Below are 25,539 nucleotides of genomic sequence, written 5' to 3'. Positions count from 1 at the left end.
GATCAGCGCGTTCAAACGGGAACGCGCTATGCTGCAGCTCTTTGTTTGGACGCATCCTTGCGATTCTTGCCAATGCCGGCAGATCGCAAAACGCCTTAGGGAGCCATCAACCATGCTGGCGAGGCTCACGCTGCCAATTCTTGCCTGCTTGTGGCACGTCGCTGCTGCACAGGCCCAGGCCACCAATGCTCCGACCTGCGTCTCGGAAGCGGATCCACTCGGTTGCGAGCAGGCGCGGGAAGACCTTTCGCCGGAGATGCTCAGGCTGCTTTCGGTCCATCCCCATGGTGGGCAGGCCCTGGAAGAAACGTCCTACCGAATGGCCGTTGCACAGCCTGAGCAGGCCTTCGCACTAGTCACTCTGGCTAATCGCTCCAATCCCGAGCAAATGAATGCGATCGCTCGCGGCCTGCTGCGCGCCTTCGACGAACTGGCCGAATCCAGTCCGCAGTGCCGGACAGGATGTATGGACAGGCTCCAAAAGATCATGATGCTGCGTGGCCTCGATCCCAGGTCGCCAATTGCCGCGGTGCGGCGGGACTGCGTTCGGGAAAAGACCGGCATCAAACCCTATTCGCTGACCTGCGGCACGCCCATCAGGGCCGCAATGCAATGCGCCGACCGGACTCTCACCTCCCTCCTGACGGCGCTGGCGCGCCAGCAATTCGCGACACTCGCCACGGCCTCGGGCAGCCCGAGGGGCTGCTTTGCGCCTGTCTATCAAAGCCCCCACAACGCCGCTGGCTGGACCTCGTCGGTTCCCCCCAACCTGCCGATAAGTCGAAATTGATGGTTGCCAGCCCCGTTCTTTTCCGCGAGCCTGAGGCCATGTTGTTCAGCAACGACGCGTTTGCCAATCCTGGAGCCGGCATCGAAGGGGCGCAGGCCCCGAACGCTCTCTCGTGCCGAACGCAATCATGAGCGGGCCCCTATCCGGCCTGCTCCGGGCCAATGCAGGCGGGCAGCGCTGGTATGTCGCACAGACACGCGTCCGCTCGGAGGAAACCGCGCGCTTCAATCTGGAAGCGCAGGGCTTCGAGGTTTTCCTGCCGCGCACGCAGCGCACCGTCATGCATGCACGCAAGCGCCGGACCGTCCTCCACGCTCTCTTTCCCGGCTATCTGTTCGTACGCCTCGATCTGGAGCGCGAACGCTGGCGCTCGATCAACGGCACCATCGGGGTGGTGCAGGTGGTGATGGGTTCCAACCTGCCGCTCGCCGTGCCCGAAGGCGTGGTCGAAACGATCCTGACCTATGTCGATGCCGACGGCATCGCGCGGCTCGATCGTGATCTTTCGCAGGGGCAAACGGTTCGCGTGAAGCTGGGTCCCTTTACCGAAAGCATCGGCCCCTTGATGCGCCTCGATCCCAATGAACGCGCCCGCGTGCTGTTGGAAATCATGGGCCGGGCCGTGGAAATCAATCTGCCACGGCGAGCGCTGGAGGCGGTTTGAAGTTAAAGCGTTTTGCGATTTGGCGGTATCGCCAAGAATCGCAAAAACGCTCTAGCCAATCCGTTGGATTGGCTTGGAAACATGGAGTTGGCGTAAAGCCGCGTTTCAGCATGAGCGCGCTTTGCTCCAGCCGGCGCAAGCCGGCCTTCAGATGTCGGACAGAGGGTGAGACAGGCCGTTTCACCCTAACGGCGGTAGCATGGCAAAACGGGAAGTCGAGATCGGGGCTGGCGAAGGTGGCGAACGGCACGCTTGTGGATGAGCGCCCGGCATCCCTTGCCGGGGCAAGGACGGCGGCGGGCGTGATCGAGAGCCTTCTCCTCGTGGCGCTCATCCTCGGCCTTGCCTGGGCTCCGGCCTGGCTCGGCAGCAACAGGCCGATAGCTTGGGGCGTGAACGGCATCCTGTTCCCGGGGCTGGTCATCGCCTACGAACTCAGCCGGGTCGTCCTGGGCCGGCCCCATGCGGTGGCTGCACGCTGTCTCTTGGTCCCGATAGGCCTTTTCATTTGTGTCGTTGCCTGGATTCTCCTGCAGATTTCACCGGGGATGCCGCCCTCCTTGGTTCACCCCATCTGGCCCTTGGCCGCCCAGGCGCTCGGCGCACCCGTCCCCGGCACGATCAGTGTCGATCCCGGTGCGAGCGCAATCGGGCTCCTCCGCCTGATCACCGACGCCAGCGTATTCTGGCTGGCGCTCCAGCTCTGCCGCCCGGCCTCCCGGGCACATCTGCTGCTCTATGCGATCATGGCCATCATCGCCGTCTATGCAGCGTTGGGACTCTATCTCGCGGTTTTCGAGGCTTCGAAAATTCCCTATCTCGACGGTTCCGCCCCCGGCCTGGTGCGATCGACCTTCATCAACCGCAACAGCCTGGCGGCCTATGCCGGCATCGGCGTCATCATCGCCTTGACCCTATGGCTCAGGGCCTTGAGAGCCGGGGCGGCACCGGCGGCCGGCCTCGATCTCCGCCGCTCAGGCCATTTCCTCCCGCCGATGGCTCAACTCCATTGGGTAGAGATCGGCGCGGGACTGCTCGCTCTAAGCGCCCTGATGGCAAGCGGTTCGCGTGGAGGCGTCATCGCCACCGCCACCGCTATCGCGTGCATATTGGTTTTGTCGTTCCCCCGATCGGGCAGATCCATCGTCGAGCGGATTTCGGTGCTCCTTCTGCCGCTGCTGGCTTTAGGTGGTGCGGTCGCCTTGCTGGGCGACACCGTTTTCGGGCGCATCGCCGCCTCCGGCCTCACAGATACGAAGCGGGCGGCCGTCAACGACATCATGGTCCGCTCCCTTCAGGATGCTCCGTTCTCGGGCTTCGGCTACGGCACTTTTACCGACATTTTCCCCGTCTATCGCGATCAGTCGATCTCGACGACCGGCGTGTGGGACAAAGCCCACAACACTTATCTTGAGGTTTTGCAGGGCCTTGGCCTTGTATTCGGAACCATGATGATAACTCTGGTCGCCTGGCTCGTTGGCGTTTGTGCCGTCGGCGTGTTTCGCCGACGGCGGCACCGGGCTCCGCTAATCTGCGCCGCCGGTGCCGGTGTGCTCCTGGGCGTGCATGCGCTCGTCGATTTCAGCCTGCAGATCCAGGCGATCTCGTTGACCTTCATGGCCTTGCTGGGAGCCGGCGTGTCGCAATGGGCCAGTTCCAACGCGAATCTGTCGGACTAGAGGCTGTCATGAACTGCAGATGGATCCCTGACGACGATCGGGGCTGCGGAGCGAAAGCAAGGAACGGCGCCAGATGTTGAACCGTCTCGACACGAGGTTGCGCGGATTGGACGACAGCGAAACCCAGGGCAGCGGATTCGATGTCCGCGATACCGTCAACTTCGTCTGGCGCCAATGGGCCTTCATCCTTGCCTGGACCATCCTGGCCGCACTGTTGGGGGCGATCTATGTCGCCAGGCAAACACCGCTCTACACCGCCACCACCCAATTGCTGCTGGACCCACGCAAGGAAAAGGCCGCTGGTCCGGACTCCATCTACACCGACACCGCTCTCGATCTGTCCGTGGTCGAGAGCGAGATCGCCGTAATGCGCTCCACCGTCCTGCTCAAGCGCGTGGTGCTCAAGGAGGGCCTGCTCGGCGGCGGCACTCCCGCCCAGCCGTCCCAGGACAATGCCGGTTCCTCCCCATCGGCAGCATCGGCTCCTGCAGGCGGGTCAGACGACGACATGTCGCCGGACATGGTCGCCGCGGTGGAAGGCCTCAAGAATGCGGTATTGATCTCCAGGGCCGGTCAGGCCTATGTGATCAACGTCTCCTACACCTCCGACAGCCCGGCCAAGGCCATGAAACTGGCCAATGCGATTGCCGATGCCTATGTCGTCGATAAGCTCGACGCCCGCTTCGAGGCGGCCAAGCGCGCCTCGAACTGGCTGAACGATCGGCTGGTGGAGCTACGCCAGCAATTGCGCCTCTCAGAGGAAGCGGTGGCGAGGTTCCGGGCCGACAACAATCTCGCGCAAGCCGTCCCCGGTGCGACGCTCAATCAGGAGCAGCTCACCCAATTGAACGGCCGGCTGGTATCGGCGCGCGCCGACACGGCCGAAAAGAAGTCGCATCTGGATCTGCTGACCAAGATCCAGGCCGAACGCGGCAAGCTCGACGCCTTGCCCGAGGCGGCCAATTCAGGCGTGCTGGCCGATCTTCGGCGGCAGGAAAACGACCTGTCCCGCCAGGAGGCGGATCTCCTGGCGCGCTATACGGGCGCCCATCCCCAGGTCGTCAACGTCCGTGCCCAATTGTCCGATGTGCGCCGCAGCATCGCCAATACACTGCGCCAGATCGCCAGCGATGTCAGGAACAACTACAATCTCGCTCTGGCCCGGCAGGACGCGGCCGAGCAAGCCTTGAAGGAGGCGTCCGGGCAATCCGACCTCGACGCATCCAAGACGATCACCCTGCGCGAGCTCGAGCGGACCGCCGCCGTCAACAAGAGCCTGTTCGAGGATTTCCTGCAACGCGCGCGCCTGACCCAGGAACAGTCGACCTTCGAAGCCCGCGACGCGCGGATCATCACGCCCGCCGTGGCGCCCGGCATCCCCTCTTCCCCGAAGCGCACCCAGATCATCCTGACCTCGCTCATCCTCGGGCTCATCGTTGGGATTGGGGCGGCCTATCTGAAAGAGGCGCTGAACGCCGGCTTCACCACGCCGCGCGAGATCGAAGCCCTCCTCGAAATGCCGCTGCTGGCTTCGATATCCCGCTTCACGCCCCGCACCAAGGACGAGAGCGGCCGCATCCTCAGCCTGCCCGAATACCCCTTGCGAATGCCGTTGGCGCGCAGTTCGGAGGCCATACGCTCCCTGCGCAGCGCCGTGCAGATGAGCGATGTCGACCATCCTCCCAAGGTGGTGCAGGTGACGTCGACCCTGCCGGGCGAAGGCAAGACGACGATCGCCCTGATGATGGCGACCTCGGCGGCCCAGTCGGGCCAAAACGTGCTCTTCATCGATTGCGACCTGCGCCACCCCTCGGCTTCCTCGCAATTGAGGACAGACAAGGGCCCCGGCCTGATCGAATGCCTGCTGGGCGAGATCGAGCTCGAGCAGGCGCTCTTCTACAGCGAAAAGCTTCGGATCTGGGCGCTTTCAGCGGGTGGCGAGAGCAAGAACCAGCCTGATCTTCTGGCCTCCGAACGCATGAAGGCGCTGATGGCAAAGGTGCGCAGCCGGTTCGATGTGGTGATCGTGGATACGCCGCCGATGGGACCGGTGATCGACCCGGTGATCGTGTCCAATCTCGTCGACAAGGTGATCTATATCGTGCGCTGGGCCTCGACGGCCCGCGAAATGGTGCAGCAATCACTGCGCCAGATCGCCGGCCAGAAAAAAGTCGCCGGCATCGTGTTCAATCACATCATGGACGACAAGGCCAAGAAGTATGGCCGCTTTGCCTATGGCTACTATTATGGCAGCCGCTACTACCGGAAATATTACGAGAAATGAGCAGTCGGATAGCGCGGATAGGCACGGCGGTCCTTTGCATCGCTGTGGCCGGCCTTGCGGTCTGGCGCTCGGTCCCGGTCCTCGGTTTTGCGCTCGCCGAGCGCCTGGCCGAGGAAAGCAGCGACATAGCCGCCCTCCAAAGCTTTGCGACAACGCTGGAAACTGGGCCCCTTGCCGAGGCCGCCATGCAATCCGCCATCCCGCAGAACCAGCCCGTCGACAGGATCAAGGCCGCCAGCCGTCTGCTGACACGCCAGCCTCTGTCGAGCAGCGCCTGGCTTGATCTGGCCACGGCCCGGCTCGCCGGCGGCGAAGGCATGGCAGAGGTCGCGCAGGCCCTGCGCTTGTCGGCGCTGATGGCGCCGAATGAATCGGTCTTGATGGCGAGCCGCGCTCTCTTCGCCCTGCCGCTATGGACCGCTCTTCCCGACGACCTCCGCCGCCGCGTGGCGCAGGATATCGCCGGCGGCTGGGACCGCTTCGAGACTTCCGACAAGCTCGTCATGCGCCTGACCCTTTCGGCAAGCCTCGCCACGCGCACCCAGCTCACCGCACTGCTGCGCCAGGCAGACGGCATGAACCAGGCAAGGCTCGACGATCTCGGCCTCGGCCCGTCCGCACCTGCCCAGCCAGAAGGTTCGGTTCCGTGATGCATGCTGTCCGGAACACCAGCGAATGGCTCCCTGCCTGATGTGCGGCGTCGCGGGCATCTTCGCCTATCACTATGCGGCCAACGCCATCAGCTGCACGGAACTGAGTGCGATGAGCCGTCACATGGCCCGGCGTGGCCCGGATGCCAGCGGCGAATGGTTCGATCCGGCAGAACGCCTCGGCCTGGTCCATCGCCGCCTGGCCATCATCGATCTCGCAGACCGCGCCTCGCAACCGATGACGAGCGCCGATGGCCGCCATGTCATCGTTTTCAACGGCGAAATCTACAATCACCTCGCCTTACGCGAAGCTCTGCAGAAGGAAGGTGCAGAATTCAGAACCCAATCCGACACCGAGGTGCTGCTGCATCTCTACGCCCGCTGCGGCGAGGCGATGGTTGCGCGGCTGCGCGGCATGTTCGCTTTCGCCATCTACGATACGAGCGCCCACTCGCTGTTTCTGGCGCGCGATCCCTATGGCATCAAGCCGCTCTATTACAGCGATGACGGCTGGGTCTTCCGCTTCGCCAGCCAGGTCAAGACATTGATTGCCGGAGGCGGCGTCTCTCGCGACCGCGACCCCGCCGGGGATGTCGGCTTCTACCTCCTCGGTAGCGTGCCCGAACCCTATACCTGCTTTCGCGAGATTCGGGCCCTGCCGGCAGGATCGACCATGCTGGTCGACCGCGCCGGCGCACAGGTGCCGCAAACCTACCACCGGGTGGCGTCCGTCTATGACGCCGCAGAGCACAATCCGGGGCAAAGGCACGATAATCCCGCAGCCTTTGCCGATATTGCCCTGGATTCGGTAAGGCACCATCTGGCCGGGGATGTCGAGGTTGGCGCCTTTCTTTCGGCCGGTGTCGATTCCGCCGCCCTTGTCGGCCTCATGCGCGATGCCGGTGCCCGGCAAATCAAAACCATTACAATCGGATTTGAGGAATTCGCCAACACGTCGGCAGACGAAACCTCCCATGCCGCCGAGATCGCGCGCTTCTACGGCACCCACCATGTCACGCGGATGGTCTCCAGAAGCGAGTTCGAAGCCGATCTGCAGCCTTTCTTCGAGGCCATGGACCAGCCGAGCATCGATGGCCTCAACACCTGGTTTGCCGCCAAGACAGCCCGCGAGCTCGGCCTCAAGGCGGTGCTGTCGGGCCTGGGCGGCGATGAGCTCCTGGGCGGCTACCCCTCCTTCCGGGACATCCCGCGATGGGTAAACACCTTGCGGGTGCCTTCGCGCATCCCGCTTCTGGGCAAGGGCCTGCGCCGCCTCGGCAAACCGCTTATTGAGCGGCTGCGCCTTCATCCCAAGCTCGCCGGCCTGCCCGAATATGGGGGGTCCTATGCTGGTGCCTATCTGCTCAAGCGCGGGCTTTACCTGCCATGGGAGCTCGGCGAGGTCCTCGATCGCGACACTATCGAGGAAGGCCTGCGCCGCCTCGGCCCCTTGAAGCTGATCAAGGCCCAGTTGCAGGGACGATCAAAGCGACCCTTCGCCCGCATCGCGACGCTGGAGTCGAGCCTTTATCTGCGCAACCAATTGCTCCGCGATGCCGATTGGGCCGGCATGGCGCACTCGGTTGAGATCAGAACACCCCTGGTCGACAGCGAAGTGCTTAAGCGTTCGGCCCAGCTCGATTTGCGGGGCATTGCCGGCAAGACGGCGCTTGCCCGGGCTCCGGCGCAGCCCTTGCCGCAAGCCGTGCTTGACCGCCCCAAGACCGGGTTTGCCCTGCCGATCGCTGAGTGGATGCAGGCTTCCCCTTTTGGTTCACTGCCCGCCCGGCGCAAGCCACCCCGGCACGGCTGGGCACGAGACTGGAGCCGCATTGTCCACCGCCAGTTCCCATGACGTGGCGCCGCGGCGATTGAAGGTGCTGGCTCTGTTGACCGATGGCTGGGGCATGGCGGGCGGCATTGCCCGCTACAACCGGGATTTTCTCACCGCTTTGGCTGCAAGCGCCACAGTCGGGGATGTCGTCGTCCTGCCCCGGTCGGCTGGTACCTCGACGGATCTGCCCGCCCCTATCGTTCAGCTCGCATCACGGACGGGCCGGATGGACTATAGTCTGACGGCCTTCAAGCAGGCGCTTTCACAACGGTATGATCTGATCTTCTGCGGCCACCTCTTCATGGCGCCGCTGGCGGCGGCTCTCTCCAGGCTGGCACGCATACCGCTCTGGCTGCAGCTGCACGGCATCGAGAGCTGGGCCAGGCCGAACCTTGCCATCCGCCAGGCCACGCGACAGGCCCGATTGATCACGGCCGTCAGCCGGGCGACGCGCAGACGCGCCTTGGCATGGTGCGACATCGAACCCGAGCGCCTGCATGTTCTACCGAATACGGTCGAAGAGCGCTTCTCGCCTGGTACGCCGCCTGCCGATCTCATCGATCGGCAGGGCACGCGGGGGCGCAAGGTGATCCTCACCGTGGGCCGCCTGTCCTCGCAGGAGCGCTACAAGGGCCATGACCGTGTCATCGAGGCCTTGCCTCGGATCAGCCGCCGCTATCCGGACATACTCTACCTCATCGCCGGCGATGGGGACGATCACGACCGCCTCGCCGGGATCGGGCGACGGCTGGGGGTATCAAACCTGATCCGCTTTACCGGGCCGGTCCCCCATGACCAACTGCCGGATATCTACCGCCTGGCAGACGTCTTTGCCATGCCGAGCACGGGAGAGGGGTTCGGCATCGTCTTCCTGGAGGCAGCCGCCACAGGATTGCCCATCGTCGCGACCAACCAAGATGGCAGCTGCGATGCCCTGGCGGACGGAAAACTCGGCACCCTCATCGACCCTGACGCTCCCCAGGCTCTCGCCGAGGCGGTCATTGCCTGTCTCGATAGAGACCGGCCCCACCCGGAGCGCCCCAGCCGCTTTGCCTTCTCCCAGTTCGCCGCACAGGTCGACCATCTTGTTTCAAGCCGATTCTGATCCGATGCGGGCCGACCCGCTTCCACCGGAACTGCCGCAGGTGGTCACGATCATCGGTCCGGATCGGTTGTGGAGCCTCACCGACCTGCGCGAGCTTTGGCGCTACCGCGAACTCGTCTGGGTGTTGACGCAACGCGACGTCAAGGTTCGCTACAAGCAGACCGTGCTGGGCTTTGCCTGGGCAATCATCCAGCCCGTTTTGCTGATGGTGGTGTTTTCCGTGCTGTTCGGGCGTCTCGCCCAGATCCCCGCCGACGGTTCGCCCTACCCGATCTTCGTCTATGCAGGCCTGCTGCCCTGGATCTTCTTCTCCAACACCGTGTCGGCGGCGGCCGGCTCGCTGATTGGCTCCATCAATCTGGTCGGCAAGGTCTATTTCCCGCGGCTGATCATTCCATTGGCCTCCGCGGGCGTCGGCCTAGTCGATTTCGTGATCGCGACCGTGGTATTGCTGGCGATGATGCTGATCTATGGGGTGGGCTGGAGTGCGAACCTGCTGGCGGCTCCCTTCCTGATCGCCGGCACCATCCTTTGCGCCCTGGGTGTCGGCATCGGGCTCTCGGCTCTGACGGTCACCTATCGTGACTTTCGCTTCGTCGTACCCTTCCTGCTCCAGTTCTGGATGTTCGTCACCCCGGTGGTCTATCCGGCAAGCCTGGTGCCCGAGCCCTGGCGCTGGCTGTTGTTTCTCAACCCGATGGCGGGCCTGGTGGAGGGTTTCCGCTCGGTGTTTCTGGGACATCCCTTCGACTGGCCATCCATCGGCTTGTCCCTGATGCTGTCGCTGGGGCTGGTTGCCCTGGGTGTGTGGTATTTCGAACGCGTGGAGCGGCGTTTTGCGGACATCCTCTGACAACGGCCGGGCTTTTCCCTAGACCATGACCGCACCCAGCATCCGCGCCATGGGCGTGAGCAAGGAATATGCCCGTGCCGGCTACAATCCCTCGCTGCGCACCTTTCGCGAAGCGCTGGTCGGCGCGGTAACCAGGCCCTTTGGCGGCCCGGGAAGGCCCGCCGTCGAGCAGGACCGTTTCCTCGCATTGTCCGACGTCACCTTCGACGTGCAGCCCGGAGAGGTCGTGGGGATCATCGGGCGAAACGGCGCCGGAAAATCGACGCTGTTGAAGATCTTGTCGCGCATCACCGCGCCGACGCGAGGACGCGTCGAAATTCGCGGGCGCATCGCCAGCCTTCTGGAGGTGGGAACCGGCTTTCATCCCGAGCTGACCGGCCGGGAGAACATTCGCCTGAATGGCGCCATCATCGGCATGACAGGGGTCGAGATCGCCCGAAAATTCGACACGATCGTCGCCTTTTCCGGGGTCGAGAAATTCATCGACACGCCGATCAAGCACTATTCGAGCGGCATGTATATGCGTCTCGCCTTTGCCGTCGCCGCCCATCTAGAACCGGAAATCCTGGTCGTGGACGAGGTTCTCGCGGTTGGTGATGCCGAGTTCCAGAAAAAGAGCCTGGGCAAGATGAACGAAATCGCTGGCCGGGGCCGGACCGTCCTGCTGGTCAGCCATAATCTCAGTGCGGTCGGAGCTCTGTGCCAGAATGCCATCCTTCTCGATGGAGGACGCATCCTGCATCGGGGACCGGCTGCCGAAACCATCGCCCATTACGCCTCCTTGTTCCGCAGCGATGACGGCACGGTCACCGAGGACAGGCCCCCGCCGGGGCCGCATATCGCCAGCGTCACGCTCGCCAGCAGCCAGATCGCCTATGGAGACCGGCTCGTTCTCACCTGCGTCCTCCAATCTCCCGATCGGCGGCGAGCGGCGATCGAAATCGAGATTCACGACGAGTTGGGGCGCAAGCTCATCTATTCTTCGACGGCGCCGATGCATGGCCAGGAATTCGATCTCCAGCCTGGCGCCAATCGCATTTCCCTGGCGATCGGCCCGCTGCCGCTGGCACGGGGCAGCTATGAGATCCATCTGTGGCTGATCAAGCCGCGGGTCGAGGAATTCCATCGCCTGTCCCTGCCCGTGCGTTTCGACGTCGTGCAGTCCGACCCGGGAGGGGTGGGGTTCGATTTCCAGCAGTCCTATGACCGTGGCTGCCTGACCGTGCCGATCGCGATCGAAAGGCCGGAATGGCCGTGACATCATCCCTGCCCTGGCGGGCAAGGCTCTTGCGGTTTTACGCTCGTATGCCGGACCACCCGCTGAAGCTGCGGATCTACGACTGGCTGCGCTCCAGCCGTCCGTTCCGGTTTGTCACGGCGCGCTTTACCTATGGCACCTTCAAGCTGGACCTGATCGACTACGTGCAGCACGCCATGTTCCAGGAGGGCAGCTACGAGCCGGCGAGTTTTGCGCTGTTCCAGTCCCTCATCGAAACCGATGCGACGATCGTCGATGTCGGTGCCAATGTCGGCCAGTACAGCCTGGCTGCCGCCCGTCTGACCGGTCCAGGCGGGCGTGTCGTCGCCATCGAACCTCATCCCGGCCTTTGCGCCCGGCTTCTCGACAATATCCGCCTGAGCGGGGCCGAGGATCGTGTCCTGCCGGTGACGTCGCCGCTCTCAAGATCTTCCGACTTCATCGAATTCGGTCTTCCCGAAGCCGGCGCGCTCGGCACTACACGCCCGAGGAAGCCGGGTGAGGCGCGCGGCTTCCTGGCCATGGCCGTGACGATTGGTGACCTCGCCGGTCGGCTGGGGATCGAAAACATCGCCGTCATGAAAGTCGACATCGAAGGCCATGACCTTGCCGTCATCGACGACATGTTCCGTCACTCCACACTCAGGCCACGCCACATCCTGTTCGAACATCTGCCATCCCATTTCCGCTATAGGATCCCGGACGCAGACCTGCCCGCTTATTTCTCCGGCTTCGGCTATGAAGTGCTGACGGTCGACGGAAAGACCTATTCTCCGGGGCAGCCGCTGCCGGAAGACAATCTCTGGGCTCGGCGCATAACCAAGGGAGACGGGCGCCCATGACTGCGGCCGTCTCGGTGATAGTGCCGACCTTCCGTCGCCTTGAAAGGCTGCCCGACCTGCTCACGAGGCTGGCGACCATCGACCACGCCGCCGATCTCGACATCGTGATCGTCGACCAGACCCCCGGCGCCGATCTTTCGGCCCTGGAGCGCTTTTCGGAGTATTTCGCCTCCTTGCGCTGCATGAGACTCGCTGAGGCCAATGTCGCCCTGGCCCGCAACACCGGTGCGGAAGCCGCGTCTTGCGACATCCTTCTCTTCATGGACGACGACATGGCCCTCGACAGGTTCTTCATTCCCCATCTGCTCTCGCTGATGGGGCGGATGCCACGGACCGTGTTGGGCGCGGTCTGGCCGCATCAGGCAGCGATAGACCGGGCAGATGGCTTGCCCTCGACCGGGCAGGATGACGAAGCCCTGACTTTCCTGCCCACCGGTGCCCTCGCCATCAGCCGGCGGGATTTCCTGACTGCAGGCGGCTTCGATGCCAGGCTCGAGCGCTATTTCGAGGACGCCGAGTTCTCGCACCGCCTCAAGCAGCTCGGATTGCGCCTGATCCGCCATCCCGACCTCAAAGCCGAACATCATGATCACCAGGAGAACGGGACCTGGTATTCCCGCTCCATGATGGAGGCGGCCCCGCGCCTGATGCAGCAAACCGCCTATTTCCGCCGCAAGACCGGACGAAGCTGGGCAAAAGTGCTCTTCGCCCTCCTGCGTGTGATCGCCAGTGAGACGCGCCGGCCCGGCTATCTGCGTGGCGGCACGCAGCTGACGAGGGCCGCGGCTCTGGGCGTCTCGCTTCCGGCAGCGCTGATCTACGCGGCGCGCTCCCCCTGCTTGCCCATGCGCCATCCTCCGGAAAAGCGGGCTGACATGACAAGCGTCGCCATTATCATCCCCTGCTACAATGCCGGTCAAACCTTGGCGCAGACGCTCGAAAGCGCCATCGGCCAGCCCGGCCTCGCAGAACTCATCGTCGTCGACGATGGCTCGTCCGATGGTTCGGCCGATATCGCGCGGCGCTATCTGCCCGCCGATCGCGTCATCGAAGGCCCCAATCGCGGCGTCTCGGCGGCGCGCAATCGCGGCATCGCCGAAACCCGCTCGGAATGGCTGCTGTTTCTCGACGCGGATGATCTGCTCACGCCCGGCACGATCGAACGGCGCCTTGCCGCTGCGGAGAACGCCGATGTGGTCGTCTGTGACTATCAGGAGTTCAGCACGGACGAGCAAGGCTCTCCCGTCCTCTCACAAATCCGCAGCATCGACTGGCCAGCGCTGCGGCAGGACGCGGAAAGAGCGATCGCCAGCCATGTCTGGATCACCACGGGCGCCCTGCTCTATCGGCGAGAGCTGGTCGAGACGATCGGCGGTTTTCGCCCCGATCTGCCGGTGATTCAGGACGCCCGCTTTATGTTCGACGCGGCGTTCCATGGTGGGCGCCTCGTGCCCAGCGCCCATATCGGCGCCCACTACCGGATCGCGGCACAAAGCCTGTCGCGGCGCGATCCCGTACAGTTCTGGCGCGACGTGCTCCGCAACGGCCGGCAGATCGAGGCACTGTGGCGCGAACGCGGCACCCTGACTTCCGATCGCATCGCCACCTTGCGTGACCTTTACGACAATGCCGGACGTGGTCTGCTGCGCTGCGAGGACAAAAGCTTTTTCGAAGCGAGCGCCGCAGGGCGCACACTCGGCCTGCGGCAATCGCGGCATGCGCGTATCGCAACGCCGCTCGCCCGTCTGCTGGGGCTGCGCGCTGTGCACGGCCTGCTGTCCATGATGGGGCGGCCATGAACGAGACGCCAGCTGATGTCGTCATGGCGACCGCCTGGTATCCGCCCTACGATCTCGGCGGCACCGAAATCTATCTGGAAGGGCTGGTGCAGGAACTCTCCCTCAAGGGCCTGAAATGCGCCGTGCTCGTGCCGCGAGTACCCGGCGCGCCGGATCGCTACGAGCACCGCGGTGCGACGGTGTGGACCTATCCGGTCGAACTGCCCAAGGCAAGGCAGTCTGGTGGCGCAACGCGCCGGCATGGCCAGTTCGATCGTTTCGAAGCCCTGCTGCGGCTGAACCCACACGCCATCTATCACCAGCATTCCTGGACGACAGGATGCGGTCTCGACCATCTGCGTGCCGCCCGCGCGCAGGGGCTGAGGACCGTCCTCACCTTTCACGTCGCCGGGACCGTATGCCTGCGCGGTACCTTGCTGCACTTCGGAGAGGTCCCTTGCGACGGAATGGTCGAGGAGATCCGCTGTGGCGCTTGCTGGGCGGAGAGCCGCGGTGCGCCTCGCGCGGCCGCATGGGCGATCGGCCGGCTGCCCCGTGCCCTTGCCGCCAGGACCCTGCAGGGCCGCACACGCCTTGCCACCGCGCTTTCGGCAAGGGCGCTCGCCATCGGGAAAGGGCAGGAGCTGAACGAGGCCTTCGAGCTGAGCGACCGCCTTGTCGCCGTCTGCCAATGGCTCGCCGACACGCTGACGCGCAATGGCGCGCCATCCGACAAACTCGTGCTCAGCCACCATGGCCTCGCGGCTTCCTACCTGGCGGAGGCCGTGCAGGCAGCGGCTCGGAAGAGATCCGAGAGTATCAATCTGCGGCTCGTCTATCTCGGACGATGGGACAGGGCCAAGGGCATTCATGTCGCGGTTGCCGCCCTCCGCAGGCTGCCGCTGGAGACACCCGTCGAACTTTCCATCCACGCCATCGACGCGGCTGAGAACGACGGCTATGAGGCTGAAGTGCGGGCCCTGGCCGCGGGCGACCCGCGCGTCCGGTTCCTCCCGTCCCTGCCTCATCGAGACATCGCCGAGGCCCTGGCCGCCCATGATGTTCTTCTCGTGCCCTCGCTCTGGCTGGAAACCGGCCCGCTGGTGGTGCTGGAAGCACAGGCGGCCGGTCTCTACGTGCTGGGATCGGATCTCGGCGGCATCGCCGAACTTCTGGCCGGGACGGCAGGCGGCGAATTGCTTAGGCCCGGCTCTGTACCGGACTGGGCCAAGGCGATCGAGCGGCTCGTGGCTCGCAAATCCCAGGGCCCTCTGCCGAAATTCCAAGGTCCTTTACGAAGCCAGTCCGATGTCGCCGACGACATGAGCAACCTCTACCGTTCGCTGCCGCCCGCCCTCGCCCGGGAAAGCCGGCTTGTGAAGATCGCTCCATGAGGATTGCCCTCACCTGCGATCCCGAACTGCCGGTGCCGCCGCAATTTTATGGCGGCATCGAACGCGTGGTCGACATGCTGGCGCGCCGCCTCGTGGCGCGTGGCCATGACCTGACCCTGTTCGCACACCCTGCCTCGCAATGCCCGGTGCCGAAACGGGCCTGGCCCGGCGCGAGCAGTCTTTCGCGCTTCGACACGCTCAGGAATGCCGGCGAACTGGCGAGGGCGATCGCCGGCCAGCGCTTCGATATCATCCACAGCTTCTCGCGATTGGCCTATCTGGCACCGCTTTTACCGCGTGCTATCCCAAAATTGATGACCTACCAGCGCGAAATCAGCCCGCGCACAACCGGGCTGGCGCAACGCCTGTCACGCGGCACGCTGCAATTCTCAGCCATCAGCGAGCATATGGTGCGCCATGTCAGGCATATCGGCGCCTGGCACATCGTTCCCAACGGTGTGCCGAGCGAGACCTATACCTTCCGGGAACAGGTGCCGGACGACGCGCCGCTGGTCTTTCTGGGACGTGTGGAAGAAATCAAGGGGCCGCACCTGGCCATCGCAGCGGCCCGGTTGGCCGGCCGGCGGCTGATCATCGCCGGCAATCTGGCCGGGGAACACCAGGCCTGGTTCGAGGCCCATGTCGCTCCGCATCTGCGTGATGGCGATGTCGATTATGTCGGGCCCGTCGACGACCGGCAAAAGGACGAGTTGCTCGGCAGCGCCGCCGCGCTGCTGATGCCCATTCTGTGGGAAGAGCCGTTCGGCATCGTGATGGCAGAGGCGATGGCCTGCGGCACGCCCGTCATCGGCTTCGGTCGCGGTGCCGTTCCCGAAGTGGTCGAGGATGGGCACACCGGATATGTCGTCGACACCGTCGAGGAAATGGCGGCGGCAGTCGCCAGGCTCGAGAGGATCGAGCGAGCCGCGTGCCGGCAGCGGGTCGAAATGCTCTATAGCGAGGATGCCGTCACCGACCGCTATCTGCAGATCTATGAGGCCATGATCGCGGGACGGCGTTCGAGGGCTGCAGCATGAGGTCGGTACTGAGCTACCCCGGTACCATGCCGCATGCCCAGCAGATCGCACTGGCCTTGCATGAACAAGGCTGGCTGAAGACCTTCGTGACCAGTTTTCATTATTCCGGGCAAGGGTGGGGCGACCGCCTGCTGCGCGCCCTGCCGTCGGGCCAGGCCGCGGCGCTGAGACAGAAATTGCTGCACCGTTCGATCGAGACGATCCCGCATAGCCTCGTGCAGACCTATCCGGCATGGGAAATCCTGCGCAGCGTGGCGACCAAGGGCGGCGCCGGACCAGTGACCGTCGACCGCCTCTGGGACTTGATGAGCCACCGCTTCGATGCGGCCGTCGCCAGCCGCCACGTGCCCGGCGCCGAGGCCATCCATGCCTTCGAATATACGGCGCTGGCGAGCTTCCAGCGCGCTGCGCATGAAGGAACTCGACGCATCCTGCATTTGCCCTCGCTCAGCAGCCGGCAATTCGAGAGCATCCGCCAGCGCGAACTGGCCCGGTGGAAGCAGCTCGACGACGCCAATGCCGCCTATTTCTCGGATCGCTTTGCGCGGAGGCAGGCGAGGCGCGACGCGGAGATCGGGCTCGCCGATCTCATCGTCACCAATTCCGCCCTTACCGCGCGCTCCCATATCGCCGGGGGTGCCAATCCCGCGAAGATCCTGGTCGTCCCCCTCGGCGCTCCTCCGGTGCTTGATCGGTCCCGGCCCCCGCGCGGGAGCGATACGGGACCTCTCCGAGCTGTTTATGCCGGCAACATCACCCTCGGCAAGGGCGTGCCATATCTCCTCGAAGCCTGGCGCCGATTGCCGGTCGCCGCATATGCCAGGCTGGACATCTATGGCCAGATTGGGCTGCCTGCCGATCTTCTCGCCCCGGCTGATGACACGATCCGCCTTCACGGCCCCCGCCCGCGTGCCGAGCTGTTCCAGGCTTTCGAGCAGGCCGATGTCCTGGTGTTTCCAAGCCTTGCCGACGGTTTCGGCATGGTCGTGGCCGAGGCCATGGCGCATGGCCTGCCTGTAATCGTCACAGACATGACGGGCGCGGCTGATCTCGTGACCCCCGAGAACGGGCTCGTCATTCCTTCGGCCGACGCAGAGGCCTTGATGCAGGCCCTTGCCTGGTGTCTCGACAACCGCCAGCGTCTGCAGGCTATGCGGACCGGCGCGCTCGAGACGGCCCGCCGTCATCAATGGCCGGCCTATCGCACCGCCCTGGCCGGCGGGCTCAGGCAACGCCTGGGAGGCGCCGACCACGGCTGTCCTGCCCACCAGATGGAGCGGACATGACGAGCCCCCACCCGGGGTCGCATATCTGCATCCTCACCCCGGGCCAGCTCGGATCCAATCCGCGCGTGGTCAAGGAGGCGCATGCCCTCCACCAGGCCGGCTTCGCCGTCACCGTCGTCGCGACCCGCATGCTGGAGGGCGTAGAGCCGCGCGACCAATCCATCCTGCGCGAGGCACCATTCCGGATCGAGCGCATCGACCTGCGCTCGCGGGCAGGCTGGCGCCTGCGTCGGCTCGGCCAGGAACTTGCGGGCGTAGCACACGCCGCGAGCGGCAGGCGCCTTTTCAGCTCCCGGGCGTTCAGCGCGTTCACGCCAGCCCTGATCGCCGCCGCCAGCCGCGTCCCGGCGGATCTCTACATCGCCCATTATCCCCCGGCCCTGCCGGCTGCCAGGGCCGCTGCCAGCCGCTTCCACGCTGGCTATGCCTTCGATGCCGAGGATTTCCATCTGGGCGAGTGGCGCGACGGCCCGGCGGCCGAGGCGAACCGTTCGCATCTGCGCGCCATCGAGGCAGCCGCCTTGCCGGGATGCCGCTATATCACCGCCGCCTCGCCGGAGATTGCGCGGGCCTATGCGCGGGCCTACGCAGTGCCTCTCCCGCAAATTGTGCTGAACAGCTTTCCGCTGTCGCAGGCCCCGAATGTGCCAACCGCCAAGGGTACGGCCGATCCGGGTCCGTCCCTCTACTGGTTCTCGCAGGTCATCGGTCCCGATCGCGGCCTCGAATGCGCGATCAAGGCCATTGCAAGGGCGGCCTCGAGGCCGCACCTCTACCTGCGCGGCCATGCGGGTGCGCCCTATGCAGGCCAGTTGCGGCGCCTTGCGCAACAGGAAGGCGTGCCGGAGCGCCTGCATTTCCTGCCCTCCGCGCTCCCCGGCGAGCTCGTCAGGCTGGCCGCCGGCCATGATCTCGGCCTGTGTGCCGAACCGGGGCATACGGCCAACAATGCGTTCGCCCTCTCCAACAAACTGTTCACCTATCTCATGGCCGGGCTCCCAGCCATCCTGTCCGATACGCCGGCCCAGCGGGCGTTCGCCGGCTCGCATCCGCTTGCCACTGCGCTTTTCACAGCCGACGACGCCGTGAGCCTGGCTGCCAGCCTCGACAGCCTGCTGCAGGATCCGGCACGCTTGGCCCAGGCTCGGGCAAGCGCCTTCGATCTCGCGCAGAAAACCTATAATTGGGACCGAGAAAGCGTGATCGTGGTCGATCTGGCGCGCCAATCCCTGAACGGCTCGTCGCGGAGGCGGGCATGACCCGCCCGCGCACCGTCCTGATCGTCTCCCCCTATTTCCCGCCGTCCAACCTCGCCTGCGTGCATCGGGCTCGGCATCTGGCCAATCACCTACCGGCAGCGGGCTGGACCCCTGTCATCCTTTGCGTGGATGACCGCTTCTACGAACAGGAACCCGATCCACTACTCGGCAGCCTGGTCTCGCCGGCTCTGGAGATCATCAAGGTTTCCGCCCTGCAAGCCCGCATGACACGCCGGTTCGGCATCGGAGATCTCGGCCTGCGGGCCTGGTCGGCCCTTTCCCGCCGCGCGGCCGACCTGCTCTCGACCAGACGGATCGACGCCGTGCTGATCACGGGATCGCCCTTCTATCCCATGCTGATGTCGCGCTGGATCGAGCCGAAATTTGGCGTGCCGGTGGTGCTCGATTTCCAGGACCCCTGGGTTTCGGCGTGGGGCGGAGACCAGAAACCGTTGAGCAAGGCTGGGTTATCCCATCAGCTCGCGCTTCGCCTCGAAGGACCGGCCCTGCGCAAGGCCCGCTTCGTCACATCGGTCTCCGAACGCCAGAACCAGGAACTGGCCGCGCGCCATTCCTGGCTCGATACATCGCGAATGGCGGCGCTGCCCATCGGCGGGGATCCCGGCGATCTGGACCTCCTCGGGACCATGCCTGGCACCCGCCAAAGCCGGCTCGATCCTGCGATGATCAATCTGAGCTATGTCGGCACGGCGCTGCCGCGCTCGTGGGGGCTTTTCCAGGCCCTGCTCAAAGGCCTTGCCGAAATGAGAGCACGCCAGCCACGTCTGGCGGCGCGCCTGCGTCTTCATTTCATCGGCACGAGCAATCAGGCCCATGGCGGCGATACCTTCTCCATCCTTCCGCTTGCCGAGGCGGAGAAAGTCGCCGATCTCGTCGTCGAGACCCCCCAACGCCTCGCCTATGCCGAGGCCTTGGGGCTGATGGCCGAGTCCCAAGGCCTCCTGCTGGTCGGCTCGGACGAAGCCCACTATACAGCGTCAAAGATCTATCCTGCCTTGCTGACGCGGCGCCCCTATCTTTCACTGTTTCACCGCCTGTCCAGCGCCCATGCCCTTCTCGCGGCGGTCGGTGGGGGCATCAATTTCTCCTTCGCGGACGCCAACGGCCTGGCGGGCCTGGCGCAGGACATCGCCGCTGGATTGGAACGCCTCGCCCTCGACCCCGCCAGCCTCGGTCAGGCCCGGCGGGATCTCCTGGAGCCTTTTTCGGCCAAGACCATTGCCGGCCGCTATGGCGCCATTTTCGACGAGCTGCGCTGATCATGCGCCTGGCTGTTCTCACCTCCCATCCGATCCAATACCAGGCACCTATCTTCCGGGAGCTCGCCAGGCGCATGGACCTGGAGGTCTTCTTCGCGCACCATCCCACGCCCCGGCAGCAGGCCGATGCCGGCTTCGGGGTTGCGTTCGACTGGGATATCGACCTCGCCGCCGGCTATCCCCATCAATTCCTCGCCAACAAGGCCAGGAAACCGGGCGTGGACCATTTCTTCGGCTGCGATACGCCTGCCATCGCGCAGGCCTTGCGGGAGGGTGGCTTCGATGCCCTGCTCGTTTGCGGCTGGGCGCTCAAATCCTATCTGCAGGGTATTGTCGCTGCCCGGCGCCTCAACATACCCGTCCTGGTAAGAGGAGACAGCCATCTGCTGACACCGCGCCGGCGCCTGAAGGCCTGGGCGAAGCAGGCCGCCTATCCCCGTTTGCTGCGCTTCTTCGATGCGGCGCTCTATGTCGGGCAGAACTCCCTGGCCTATTATCGCCATTATGGCTATCCGCCTACGCGGCTGCACTTTTCACCCCATTGCATCGATACGGACTGGTTTGCCACGCGGGCCACGCCGCAGGCCCGCGAAGCCCTGCGCGCCGGACTGTCCATTGCCGAGGGCAGTCGCGTCATAGCGTTTGCGGGCAAGCTGATCGAACGCAAGCGTCCGCTCGATCTGATCGAGGCGGCTGCGCTATGCCGCAGCGGAGGACACGCAATCGAAGTGATGATCGCGGGCGACGGTCCGATGCGCGAGGCGGTGCTGGCACGCGCCGCGCAGGCCCAGGTGCGGCTGCATTTCCTCGGCTTTCGCAACCAGAGCGAAATGCCGGCCTTCTATGCGGCCTGCGACGGCTTGGCGCTGACCTCTTCCGGCCAGGAAACCTGGGGCCTCGTGGCCAACGAGGCGCAGGCCTGCGGGCGGCCCGTCATCGTATCCGACCAATGCGGCTGCGCGCCCGACCTGGCTGTCGATTCCGACAGCGGGCGGACCGTCGAAACCGGTAACGTCAAGGCTCTTGCTGCAGCCCTCATCGATCTGCCCGGGGGTGCTGGCATGAAGGCAGCCCTGGCGTCGCTGGTTCAGCGCTATAGCGTAGGCGCGGCGGTCGATGGCATCGAGGCTGCCCTGTCGTCCTGCCTCGAGAAGGCTGCCTTCCCGCGCAGGATATCAGGAGCCTTGACCTGATGCCGATGTCGGCCACCTCCCCGCGCTCGGCAGCCCCTCTGCCTGGGGCCGTGATCGTCGGCGCAGTGCTGCTCGCCATCCTGAACCTGCCGGGCGAGAACGCCCTGCTCACCACCTTCAGTCTGGTCGTGCTCGTTGCGGGCATTGCCCTGCTGTGGCGGCCCGGCGAGCCGCCGATCGGGCTGTTCATCTTCGCCTATCAATGGCTGCAGGCATCGATATCGGCCTTCCATGCCAACTGGCTCGGTATCGATGTCAGCGCCTATACGATCTATGGCGGGGACAACAAGTCGGCGATCATCCTGACCCTGTTCGGCCTGCTGTTCCTGGCAGTGGGCATACGGCTCGGCAGCGGGCCCCCCGACAGGGCTGTAAGCCGGCAGGCGAGGGAACTGGTGCTGGCTCAGCCCCTCGCCACCTGGTTCTCACTCTATCTCGCGGCCTCGATCGTCGCGGTCGGCGCGCTCCAGGCTGCCGCCCTCATCCCCGGCCTTGCGCAGCCACTCCTGGCGCTGGCCGGATTGAAATGGGCGTTCTTCATGATGTTCGCCTATGCATCCTTCGTGCGAAACCAGTTGGGCAACCCCTTGTTCGTCTGTGCTTTTCTAGCCGAACTTGCCATGAGCACGGGTGGGTATTTCTCCGATTTCAAGACGGTGATGTTCTTCACCCTCTTTGCCACAGCCATGGCCGGAACCCGCCTGCGCGGTCTCCACCTGCTGGGTGGAGCGATCCTGGTTTGCCTGATCGTCGTCAGCGGGATCCTATGGACCGCCATCAAGGAAGACTATCGCAACGCCGCATCCGGCGGTTCGGCCTCGCAGGCCGTCACGCTCGACCTCGGCGACCGGCTGGCCACCATTGCCCAGCTGCTCGGTCGGCTCGACGGTGCATCGATGTCGGATGCAACCGGAAAGATGCTCCACCGCATCTCCTATGTCGAATTGTTCGCCGTCGTTCTCGCCCGCGTGCCGCAGACCATTCCCCACGAGAAGGGCGCGCTCCTGTTGGATGCAGCAAGCCGCCCCTTCATGCCGCGCATCGTGTTTGCCGACAAGAGCCAGGTCGATGACACCCGCCGCACCAATTACTATACGGGTGGCCTTTCCGGAACTTATCGCGGCACCTCGATCAGCCTGGGCTACATGGCCGAGCTTTACATCGATTTCGGCCCCTTGCTGATGATGGCCGTCATCTTCGTCTTCGGCTATCTCTATGGTCGCATCTACCGATGGCTCGTGCATGCCCCGCGCGCCGGGCCGCTGCTGGGCTTTACCTCGGCATGTGCCATCCTGGTCCAGGCCGCCCTGCTGGAAGTCAGCCTGGCGAAATTGGTCGGCGGCGTGGTGGTTTCGGTTCTTCTCACTGCCCTGTTCATCCGGCTGGTGGCGCCACGCATGCGCTCCTGGCTGGAAACCAGGCTGGCAACGCGCTGACAAGACGGATTTGATGGCAGGCCCTTGTCTCCTCTTGACCGCCTTGCGGGAAAACCCAGCTCTCTCGAAAGCCCGCCGGCTGGCGGCGCTGCATCCGCCCTCGGCCCTCCGGATCGCCGCTGCCGATGACGTCCCCGATATCGTATTGCATCTCGACAGTGGCTATGTCGGCCTTGCGGACCTGCCGCTATTGCGGCGCCGGGTCAGGACCCGCCCCACGGCCAGGCATTTCCTGTTCTCGGAATCGGACTGGCCCTACGCCGTGCTGCCCGGGGCCTATCCATCCCTCACCAGGACCCTGCCCTGGGCGCGGAGCTGGAGCTATCTCCCAGACCCCGATGCCCCCACCCCGGCGGCCTCCCCGCCGCAGAAGGAACCTGCCTATCTGTTTTCCTTTCTGGGCCGAACCAGCACCCATCCGATACGCGAACGCCTCCTGGCGCTCGACACTCCGGATACGCCGTGCCTCGAACTTGCAGCGGCGCCGGCCCGCTTCGCCGATTTCGACTATCATGCGACCTATCGCGAACTGCTGCTCCAATCGCAATTCGCCCTTTGCCCCCGCGGCTTCGGCACCGCCAGCATCCGTCTTTTCGAAGCGATGGCCCTTGGCCGTGCACCAGTGATCATCGCCGATGCCTGGCAGGCGCCACCCGATATTCCCTGGCGGGATTTCAGCCTGTTCGTGGCCGAAAAGGACATCATGCATATACCGCATATCCTGAAGGAGGTCCGCGGACAGGCCGCGGTCATGGGCCAGCGCGCGCGTCAGGTATTTACGACGCATTTCGCACCCGAGGTCTTCTTCGACCGCCTGCTCGTCATGCTGCTCACGCTTCCCTACGAAACAGGGACCGCCGCAATGGTTGGGCGCGCCTGGAAGGCACTGGGCTGGCGCGAAGGTTATTCATTGGCGCATCGGGTCAAGACCCGGTTCCGCGCCGCGCCGGGGCCGATATCTTGACCCTGCGCTGCCTCCATGTGGTGCCGACCTATCTGCCAGCCTTACGCTATGGGGGACCAATTCATGCCGTGCACGGATTGTGCCGTGCATTGGCGGGCCAGGGCTGCGATGTGCATGTCTACACCACCAATGTCGACGGCGCCGGCATCCTGCCGGTCCCGACCGACAGGCCCGTGCGGCTCGATGGGGTGGACGTCCATTATTTCCCCACCGGCCTCGGACGACGTCTCTACCGCTCTCCCGCCATGGGCCGCGCATTGGCACGGCACATCGCTTCCTTCGATATCGTGCATCTTCATTCCGTATTCCTGTGGCCCACTACCGTTGCCGCGAGGCTGGCACAGCGAAACGCCGTTCCCTATCTGCTGGCGCCACGTGGGATGCTCGTCGAGGGCCTGATCCAGCGCAAGAGCCGGATGTTGAAATCGGCCTGGATCCGGGCTTTCGACCGGGCCAACCTTGCCGGGGCGGCGGCCATTCATGTGACCAGTCGATCCGAACGCCTCGACATCGAGAAACTGGGATTGCCGGCTCGGGCTTTCGCCCTGGTGCCCAATGGCATCGAGATGCCGCCTGCCGGTGCCAGCCTCTTTCCGCCGGACCGCTCCCGGCCCTATGTCCTCTTTTTGGGCCGGATCAGCTGGAAGAAGGGCATCGCGCGTCTGATCGATGCCATGCAGCTCGTCGCCGATGCCGATCTCGTCATCGCCGGCAACGATGACGAGGGCGAAACCGCCCGGCTGAGGGCACGCGTGGCTGCGTTGGGGCTCGATGCCCGCATCCGCTTCGTGGGCCCCGTGCATGGCGAGGAGAAATGGTCCTTGCTGCGCAACTGCGCCGCCTTCGCGCTGGCTTCCCATTCGGAGAATTTCGGCAATGCCGTCCTGGAGGCAATGGCCTGCGCCCGTCCCGTGGTCGTCAGCCCTGAAGTCGGCCTGGCCGACGTGGTCGCCAGCGCCGGCTGCGGCATGGTCGTCGACGCCTCCCCCAAGGCGCTGGGCGCAGCGCTTTCCTCCCTTCTGGCAGACCCGGATCTTGCCACCAGGCTGGGACAGGCCGGCGAGAAGACGGCACGCGAACAGTTCTCCTGGCCGGGCATTGCATCGGCCATGGTCGATGTCTACCAGGAGGCAGTCCTCGCTCAGGCGAGGGAAGTCGCCCTCGCCGGAAGAGCCGTTCATGTCTGACTTGATCGCACCGCGGACGACGGTCCTGATCCTGAGCTTCAACGAAGCCCCGAATCTGGCACGCTGCCTCGAGCGGCTCGACTGGGCGCCCCGTATTCTGTTGGTGGACAGCGGCAGTACGGACGAGACCCTCGAGATCGCCAGCCGATACGCCAATGTCGAGGTCGTGCATCGCCCCTTCGACAGTTTTGCCGGCCAGTGCAATTTCGGCCTTGGCCTCGTCGACACGCCGTGGGTGCTCTCGCTGGATGCCGATTATGAATTGAGCGAGGATCTCGTTCGCGAAATTCAGTCCCTCCGCGAAGAAACCGCGCAGGGCTATTCGACGACGTTCATCTATCGCATCCATGGCAGGGCCCTGCGTGGGACCCTCTATCCCGCTCGCACCGTGCTCTACCGCCGGCAGGCGGCGCGCTATCGCGACGAGGGCCATGGCCATCGCGTGACCGTGGCGGGCGAAGTCGGCACCCTGGCGGCGCCCATCTATCACGACGACCGCAAACCCCTTCTCAGATGGGTCGATTCGCAAAAGCGCTATGCGCATATCGAGGCCGACCATCTGCTGGCGGCCCCCAGGGACACACTGAACCGGGTCGACCGCCTCCGGCTGAGGGCATGGCCGGCGCCGCTTCTGGTGTTCGTCTACACCTTGTTCTGGAAAGGTGCCTTCCTCGATGGCTGGGCGGGTTGGTACTATACCCTGCAGCGTACGATCGCCGAATGCCTGATCGCCTTGACCCTGATCGATCGGCGCCTGGCAAAATGA

General features: G+C 64.7%; 21 protein-coding genes. All 21 read left to right on the top strand.

The window, feature by feature from the left end; genetic code table 11:
- Positions 1-112: 112 nt before the first annotated feature.
- The 21 genes from ACR9ZN_RS01855 to ACR9ZN_RS01755 all read left to right on the top strand — a co-directional run bounded on the left by ACR9ZN_RS01855 (position 113) and on the right by ACR9ZN_RS01755 (position 25,539).
- Entirely contained in the window at positions 113-790 is a 678-nt protein-coding gene (locus tag ACR9ZN_RS01855) for a hypothetical protein (protein WP_481271187.1), read from the top strand.
- Between the two features lie 127 nt (positions 791-917).
- The gene (gene nusG / locus ACR9ZN_RS01850) at positions 918-1,454 is read left to right on the top strand and encodes a transcription termination/antitermination protein NusG (protein WP_481271186.1); all 537 of its coding nucleotides are present in this window, start codon (positions 918-920) and stop codon (positions 1,452-1,454) included.
- Between the two features lie 236 nt (positions 1,455-1,690).
- Positions 1,691-3,133: an O-antigen ligase family protein gene (locus ACR9ZN_RS01845; protein ID WP_481271185.1), complete on the top strand. Its 1,443-nt coding sequence runs from the start codon at positions 1,691-1,693 to the stop codon at positions 3,131-3,133.
- Positions 3,134-3,206: 73 nt separating this feature from the next.
- Positions 3,207-5,417 (top strand): GumC family protein, encoded by a 2,211-nt coding sequence (locus ACR9ZN_RS01840; protein WP_454818315.1) that lies wholly within the window; start codon positions 3,207-3,209, stop codon positions 5,415-5,417.
- Positions 5,414-6,067: a hypothetical protein gene (locus ACR9ZN_RS01835; RefSeq protein WP_481271184.1), complete on the top strand. Its 654-nt coding sequence runs from the start codon at positions 5,414-5,416 to the stop codon at positions 6,065-6,067. The genes ACR9ZN_RS01840 and ACR9ZN_RS01835 overlap by 4 nt, the downstream gene beginning before the upstream one ends.
- Before the next feature lie 25 nt (positions 6,068-6,092).
- Positions 6,093-7,922: an asparagine synthase (glutamine-hydrolyzing) gene (gene asnB, locus ACR9ZN_RS01830; protein ID WP_481271183.1), complete on the top strand. Its 1,830-nt coding sequence runs from the start codon at positions 6,093-6,095 to the stop codon at positions 7,920-7,922.
- Positions 7,900-9,006 carry a glycosyltransferase family 4 protein gene (locus ACR9ZN_RS01825; RefSeq protein WP_481271182.1) on the top strand — a complete coding sequence of 369 codons (1,107 nt, stop codon included), beginning with the start codon at positions 7,900-7,902 and terminating at the stop codon, positions 9,004-9,006. The genes asnB and ACR9ZN_RS01825 overlap by 23 nt, the downstream gene beginning before the upstream one ends.
- A 4-nt stretch (positions 9,007-9,010) precedes the next feature.
- Positions 9,011-9,859 carry an ABC transporter permease gene (locus ACR9ZN_RS01820; protein WP_481271180.1) on the top strand — a complete coding sequence of 283 codons (849 nt, stop codon included), beginning with the start codon at positions 9,011-9,013 and terminating at the stop codon, positions 9,857-9,859.
- Between the two features lie 25 nt (positions 9,860-9,884).
- Entirely contained in the window at positions 9,885-11,117 is a 1,233-nt protein-coding gene (locus tag ACR9ZN_RS01815; RefSeq protein WP_454818325.1) for an ABC transporter ATP-binding protein, read from the top strand.
- The gene (locus ACR9ZN_RS01810; RefSeq protein WP_454818327.1) at positions 11,108-11,959 is read left to right on the top strand and encodes an FkbM family methyltransferase; all 852 of its coding nucleotides are present in this window, start codon (positions 11,108-11,110) and stop codon (positions 11,957-11,959) included. The genes ACR9ZN_RS01815 and ACR9ZN_RS01810 overlap by 10 nt, the downstream gene beginning before the upstream one ends.
- Complete coding sequence (locus tag ACR9ZN_RS01805) at positions 11,956-13,758, top strand: glycosyltransferase (RefSeq protein WP_481271178.1); 1,803 nt, start codon at positions 11,956-11,958, stop codon at positions 13,756-13,758. The genes ACR9ZN_RS01810 and ACR9ZN_RS01805 overlap by 4 nt, the downstream gene beginning before the upstream one ends.
- On the top strand, positions 13,755-15,131 hold the full coding sequence (locus ACR9ZN_RS01800) for a glycosyltransferase (RefSeq protein WP_481271177.1): 1,377 nt from the start codon (positions 13,755-13,757) through the stop codon (positions 15,129-15,131). The genes ACR9ZN_RS01805 and ACR9ZN_RS01800 overlap by 4 nt, the downstream gene beginning before the upstream one ends.
- Positions 15,128-16,168 (top strand): glycosyltransferase family 4 protein, encoded by a 1,041-nt coding sequence (locus ACR9ZN_RS01795; RefSeq protein ID WP_481271176.1) that lies wholly within the window; start codon positions 15,128-15,130, stop codon positions 16,166-16,168. The genes ACR9ZN_RS01800 and ACR9ZN_RS01795 overlap by 4 nt, the downstream gene beginning before the upstream one ends.
- Entirely contained in the window at positions 16,165-17,454 is a 1,290-nt protein-coding gene (locus tag ACR9ZN_RS01790) for a glycosyltransferase (protein ID WP_481271175.1), read from the top strand. Before ACR9ZN_RS01795 ends, ACR9ZN_RS01790 begins: the two co-directional genes overlap by 4 nt.
- Positions 17,451-18,713: a glycosyltransferase family protein gene (locus ACR9ZN_RS01785; protein WP_481271174.1), complete on the top strand. Its 1,263-nt coding sequence runs from the start codon at positions 17,451-17,453 to the stop codon at positions 18,711-18,713. The genes ACR9ZN_RS01790 and ACR9ZN_RS01785 overlap by 4 nt, the downstream gene beginning before the upstream one ends.
- Entirely contained in the window at positions 18,710-19,993 is a 1,284-nt protein-coding gene (locus ACR9ZN_RS01780; protein WP_481271173.1) for a glycosyltransferase, read from the top strand. The genes ACR9ZN_RS01785 and ACR9ZN_RS01780 overlap by 4 nt, the downstream gene beginning before the upstream one ends.
- 2 nt (positions 19,994-19,995) lie before the next feature.
- Positions 19,996-21,186, top strand: a complete 1,191-nt coding sequence (locus ACR9ZN_RS01775) for a glycosyltransferase family 4 protein (RefSeq protein WP_481271172.1) — start codon at positions 19,996-19,998, stop codon at positions 21,184-21,186.
- The gene (locus ACR9ZN_RS01770) at positions 21,186-22,622 is read left to right on the top strand and encodes a hypothetical protein (RefSeq protein WP_481271171.1); all 1,437 of its coding nucleotides are present in this window, start codon (positions 21,186-21,188) and stop codon (positions 22,620-22,622) included. Before ACR9ZN_RS01775 ends, ACR9ZN_RS01770 begins: the two co-directional genes overlap by 1 nt.
- A gap of 13 nt (positions 22,623-22,635) precedes the next feature.
- The gene (locus ACR9ZN_RS01765; protein ID WP_481271169.1) at positions 22,636-23,586 is read left to right on the top strand and encodes an exostosin domain-containing protein; all 951 of its coding nucleotides are present in this window, start codon (positions 22,636-22,638) and stop codon (positions 23,584-23,586) included.
- Positions 23,583-24,773, top strand: a complete 1,191-nt coding sequence (locus ACR9ZN_RS01760; protein ID WP_481271168.1) for a glycosyltransferase — start codon at positions 23,583-23,585, stop codon at positions 24,771-24,773. Before ACR9ZN_RS01765 ends, ACR9ZN_RS01760 begins: the two co-directional genes overlap by 4 nt.
- Entirely contained in the window at positions 24,766-25,539 is a 774-nt protein-coding gene (locus ACR9ZN_RS01755; protein WP_454818349.1) for a glycosyltransferase family 2 protein, read from the top strand. Before ACR9ZN_RS01760 ends, ACR9ZN_RS01755 begins: the two co-directional genes overlap by 8 nt.

The organism is Labrys sp. HAY1-8F (assembly GCF_056754975.1).
Note: the sequence above shows the minus strand (reverse complement) of the source record. Positions and strands in the feature narration are given on the sequence as shown.

What these genes read in the sequence shown, in the direction of transcription:
- ACR9ZN_RS01835 (WP_481271184.1), top strand. Translation starts at nt 5,414, where the DNA reads ATGAGCAGTCGGATAGCGCGGATAGGCACGGCGGTCCTTTGCATCGCT.
- ACR9ZN_RS01855 (WP_481271187.1), top strand. Translation starts at nt 113, where the DNA reads ATGCTGGCGAGGCTCACGCTGCCAATTCTTGCCTGCTTGTGGCACGTC.
- ACR9ZN_RS01815 (WP_454818325.1), top strand. Translation starts at nt 9,885, where the DNA reads ATGACCGCACCCAGCATCCGCGCCATGGGCGTGAGCAAGGAATATGCC.
- ACR9ZN_RS01820 (WP_481271180.1), top strand. Translation starts at nt 9,011, where the DNA reads ATGCGGGCCGACCCGCTTCCACCGGAACTGCCGCAGGTGGTCACGATC.
- ACR9ZN_RS01765 (WP_481271169.1), top strand. Translation starts at nt 22,636, where the DNA reads ATGGCAGGCCCTTGTCTCCTCTTGACCGCCTTGCGGGAAAACCCAGCT.
- ACR9ZN_RS01840 (WP_454818315.1), top strand. Translation starts at nt 3,207, where the DNA reads ATGTTGAACCGTCTCGACACGAGGTTGCGCGGATTGGACGACAGCGAA.
- ACR9ZN_RS01780 (WP_481271173.1), top strand. Translation starts at nt 18,710, where the DNA reads ATGACCCGCCCGCGCACCGTCCTGATCGTCTCCCCCTATTTCCCGCCG.
- ACR9ZN_RS01790 (WP_481271175.1), top strand. Translation starts at nt 16,165, where the DNA reads ATGAGGTCGGTACTGAGCTACCCCGGTACCATGCCGCATGCCCAGCAG.
- ACR9ZN_RS01775 (WP_481271172.1), top strand. Translation starts at nt 19,996, where the DNA reads ATGCGCCTGGCTGTTCTCACCTCCCATCCGATCCAATACCAGGCACCT.
- ACR9ZN_RS01800 (WP_481271177.1), top strand. Translation starts at nt 13,755, where the DNA reads ATGAACGAGACGCCAGCTGATGTCGTCATGGCGACCGCCTGGTATCCG.
- ACR9ZN_RS01770 (WP_481271171.1), top strand. Translation starts at nt 21,186, where the DNA reads ATGCCGATGTCGGCCACCTCCCCGCGCTCGGCAGCCCCTCTGCCTGGG.
- nusG (WP_481271186.1), top strand. Translation starts at nt 918, where the DNA reads ATGAGCGGGCCCCTATCCGGCCTGCTCCGGGCCAATGCAGGCGGGCAG.
- ACR9ZN_RS01755 (WP_454818349.1), top strand. Translation starts at nt 24,766, where the DNA reads ATGTCTGACTTGATCGCACCGCGGACGACGGTCCTGATCCTGAGCTTC.
- ACR9ZN_RS01795 (WP_481271176.1), top strand. Translation starts at nt 15,128, where the DNA reads ATGAGGATTGCCCTCACCTGCGATCCCGAACTGCCGGTGCCGCCGCAA.
- asnB (WP_481271183.1), top strand. Translation starts at nt 6,093, where the DNA reads ATGGCTCCCTGCCTGATGTGCGGCGTCGCGGGCATCTTCGCCTATCAC.
- ACR9ZN_RS01785 (WP_481271174.1), top strand. Translation starts at nt 17,451, where the DNA reads ATGACGAGCCCCCACCCGGGGTCGCATATCTGCATCCTCACCCCGGGC.
- ACR9ZN_RS01810 (WP_454818327.1), top strand. Translation starts at nt 11,108, where the DNA reads ATGGCCGTGACATCATCCCTGCCCTGGCGGGCAAGGCTCTTGCGGTTT.
- ACR9ZN_RS01805 (WP_481271178.1), top strand. Translation starts at nt 11,956, where the DNA reads ATGACTGCGGCCGTCTCGGTGATAGTGCCGACCTTCCGTCGCCTTGAA.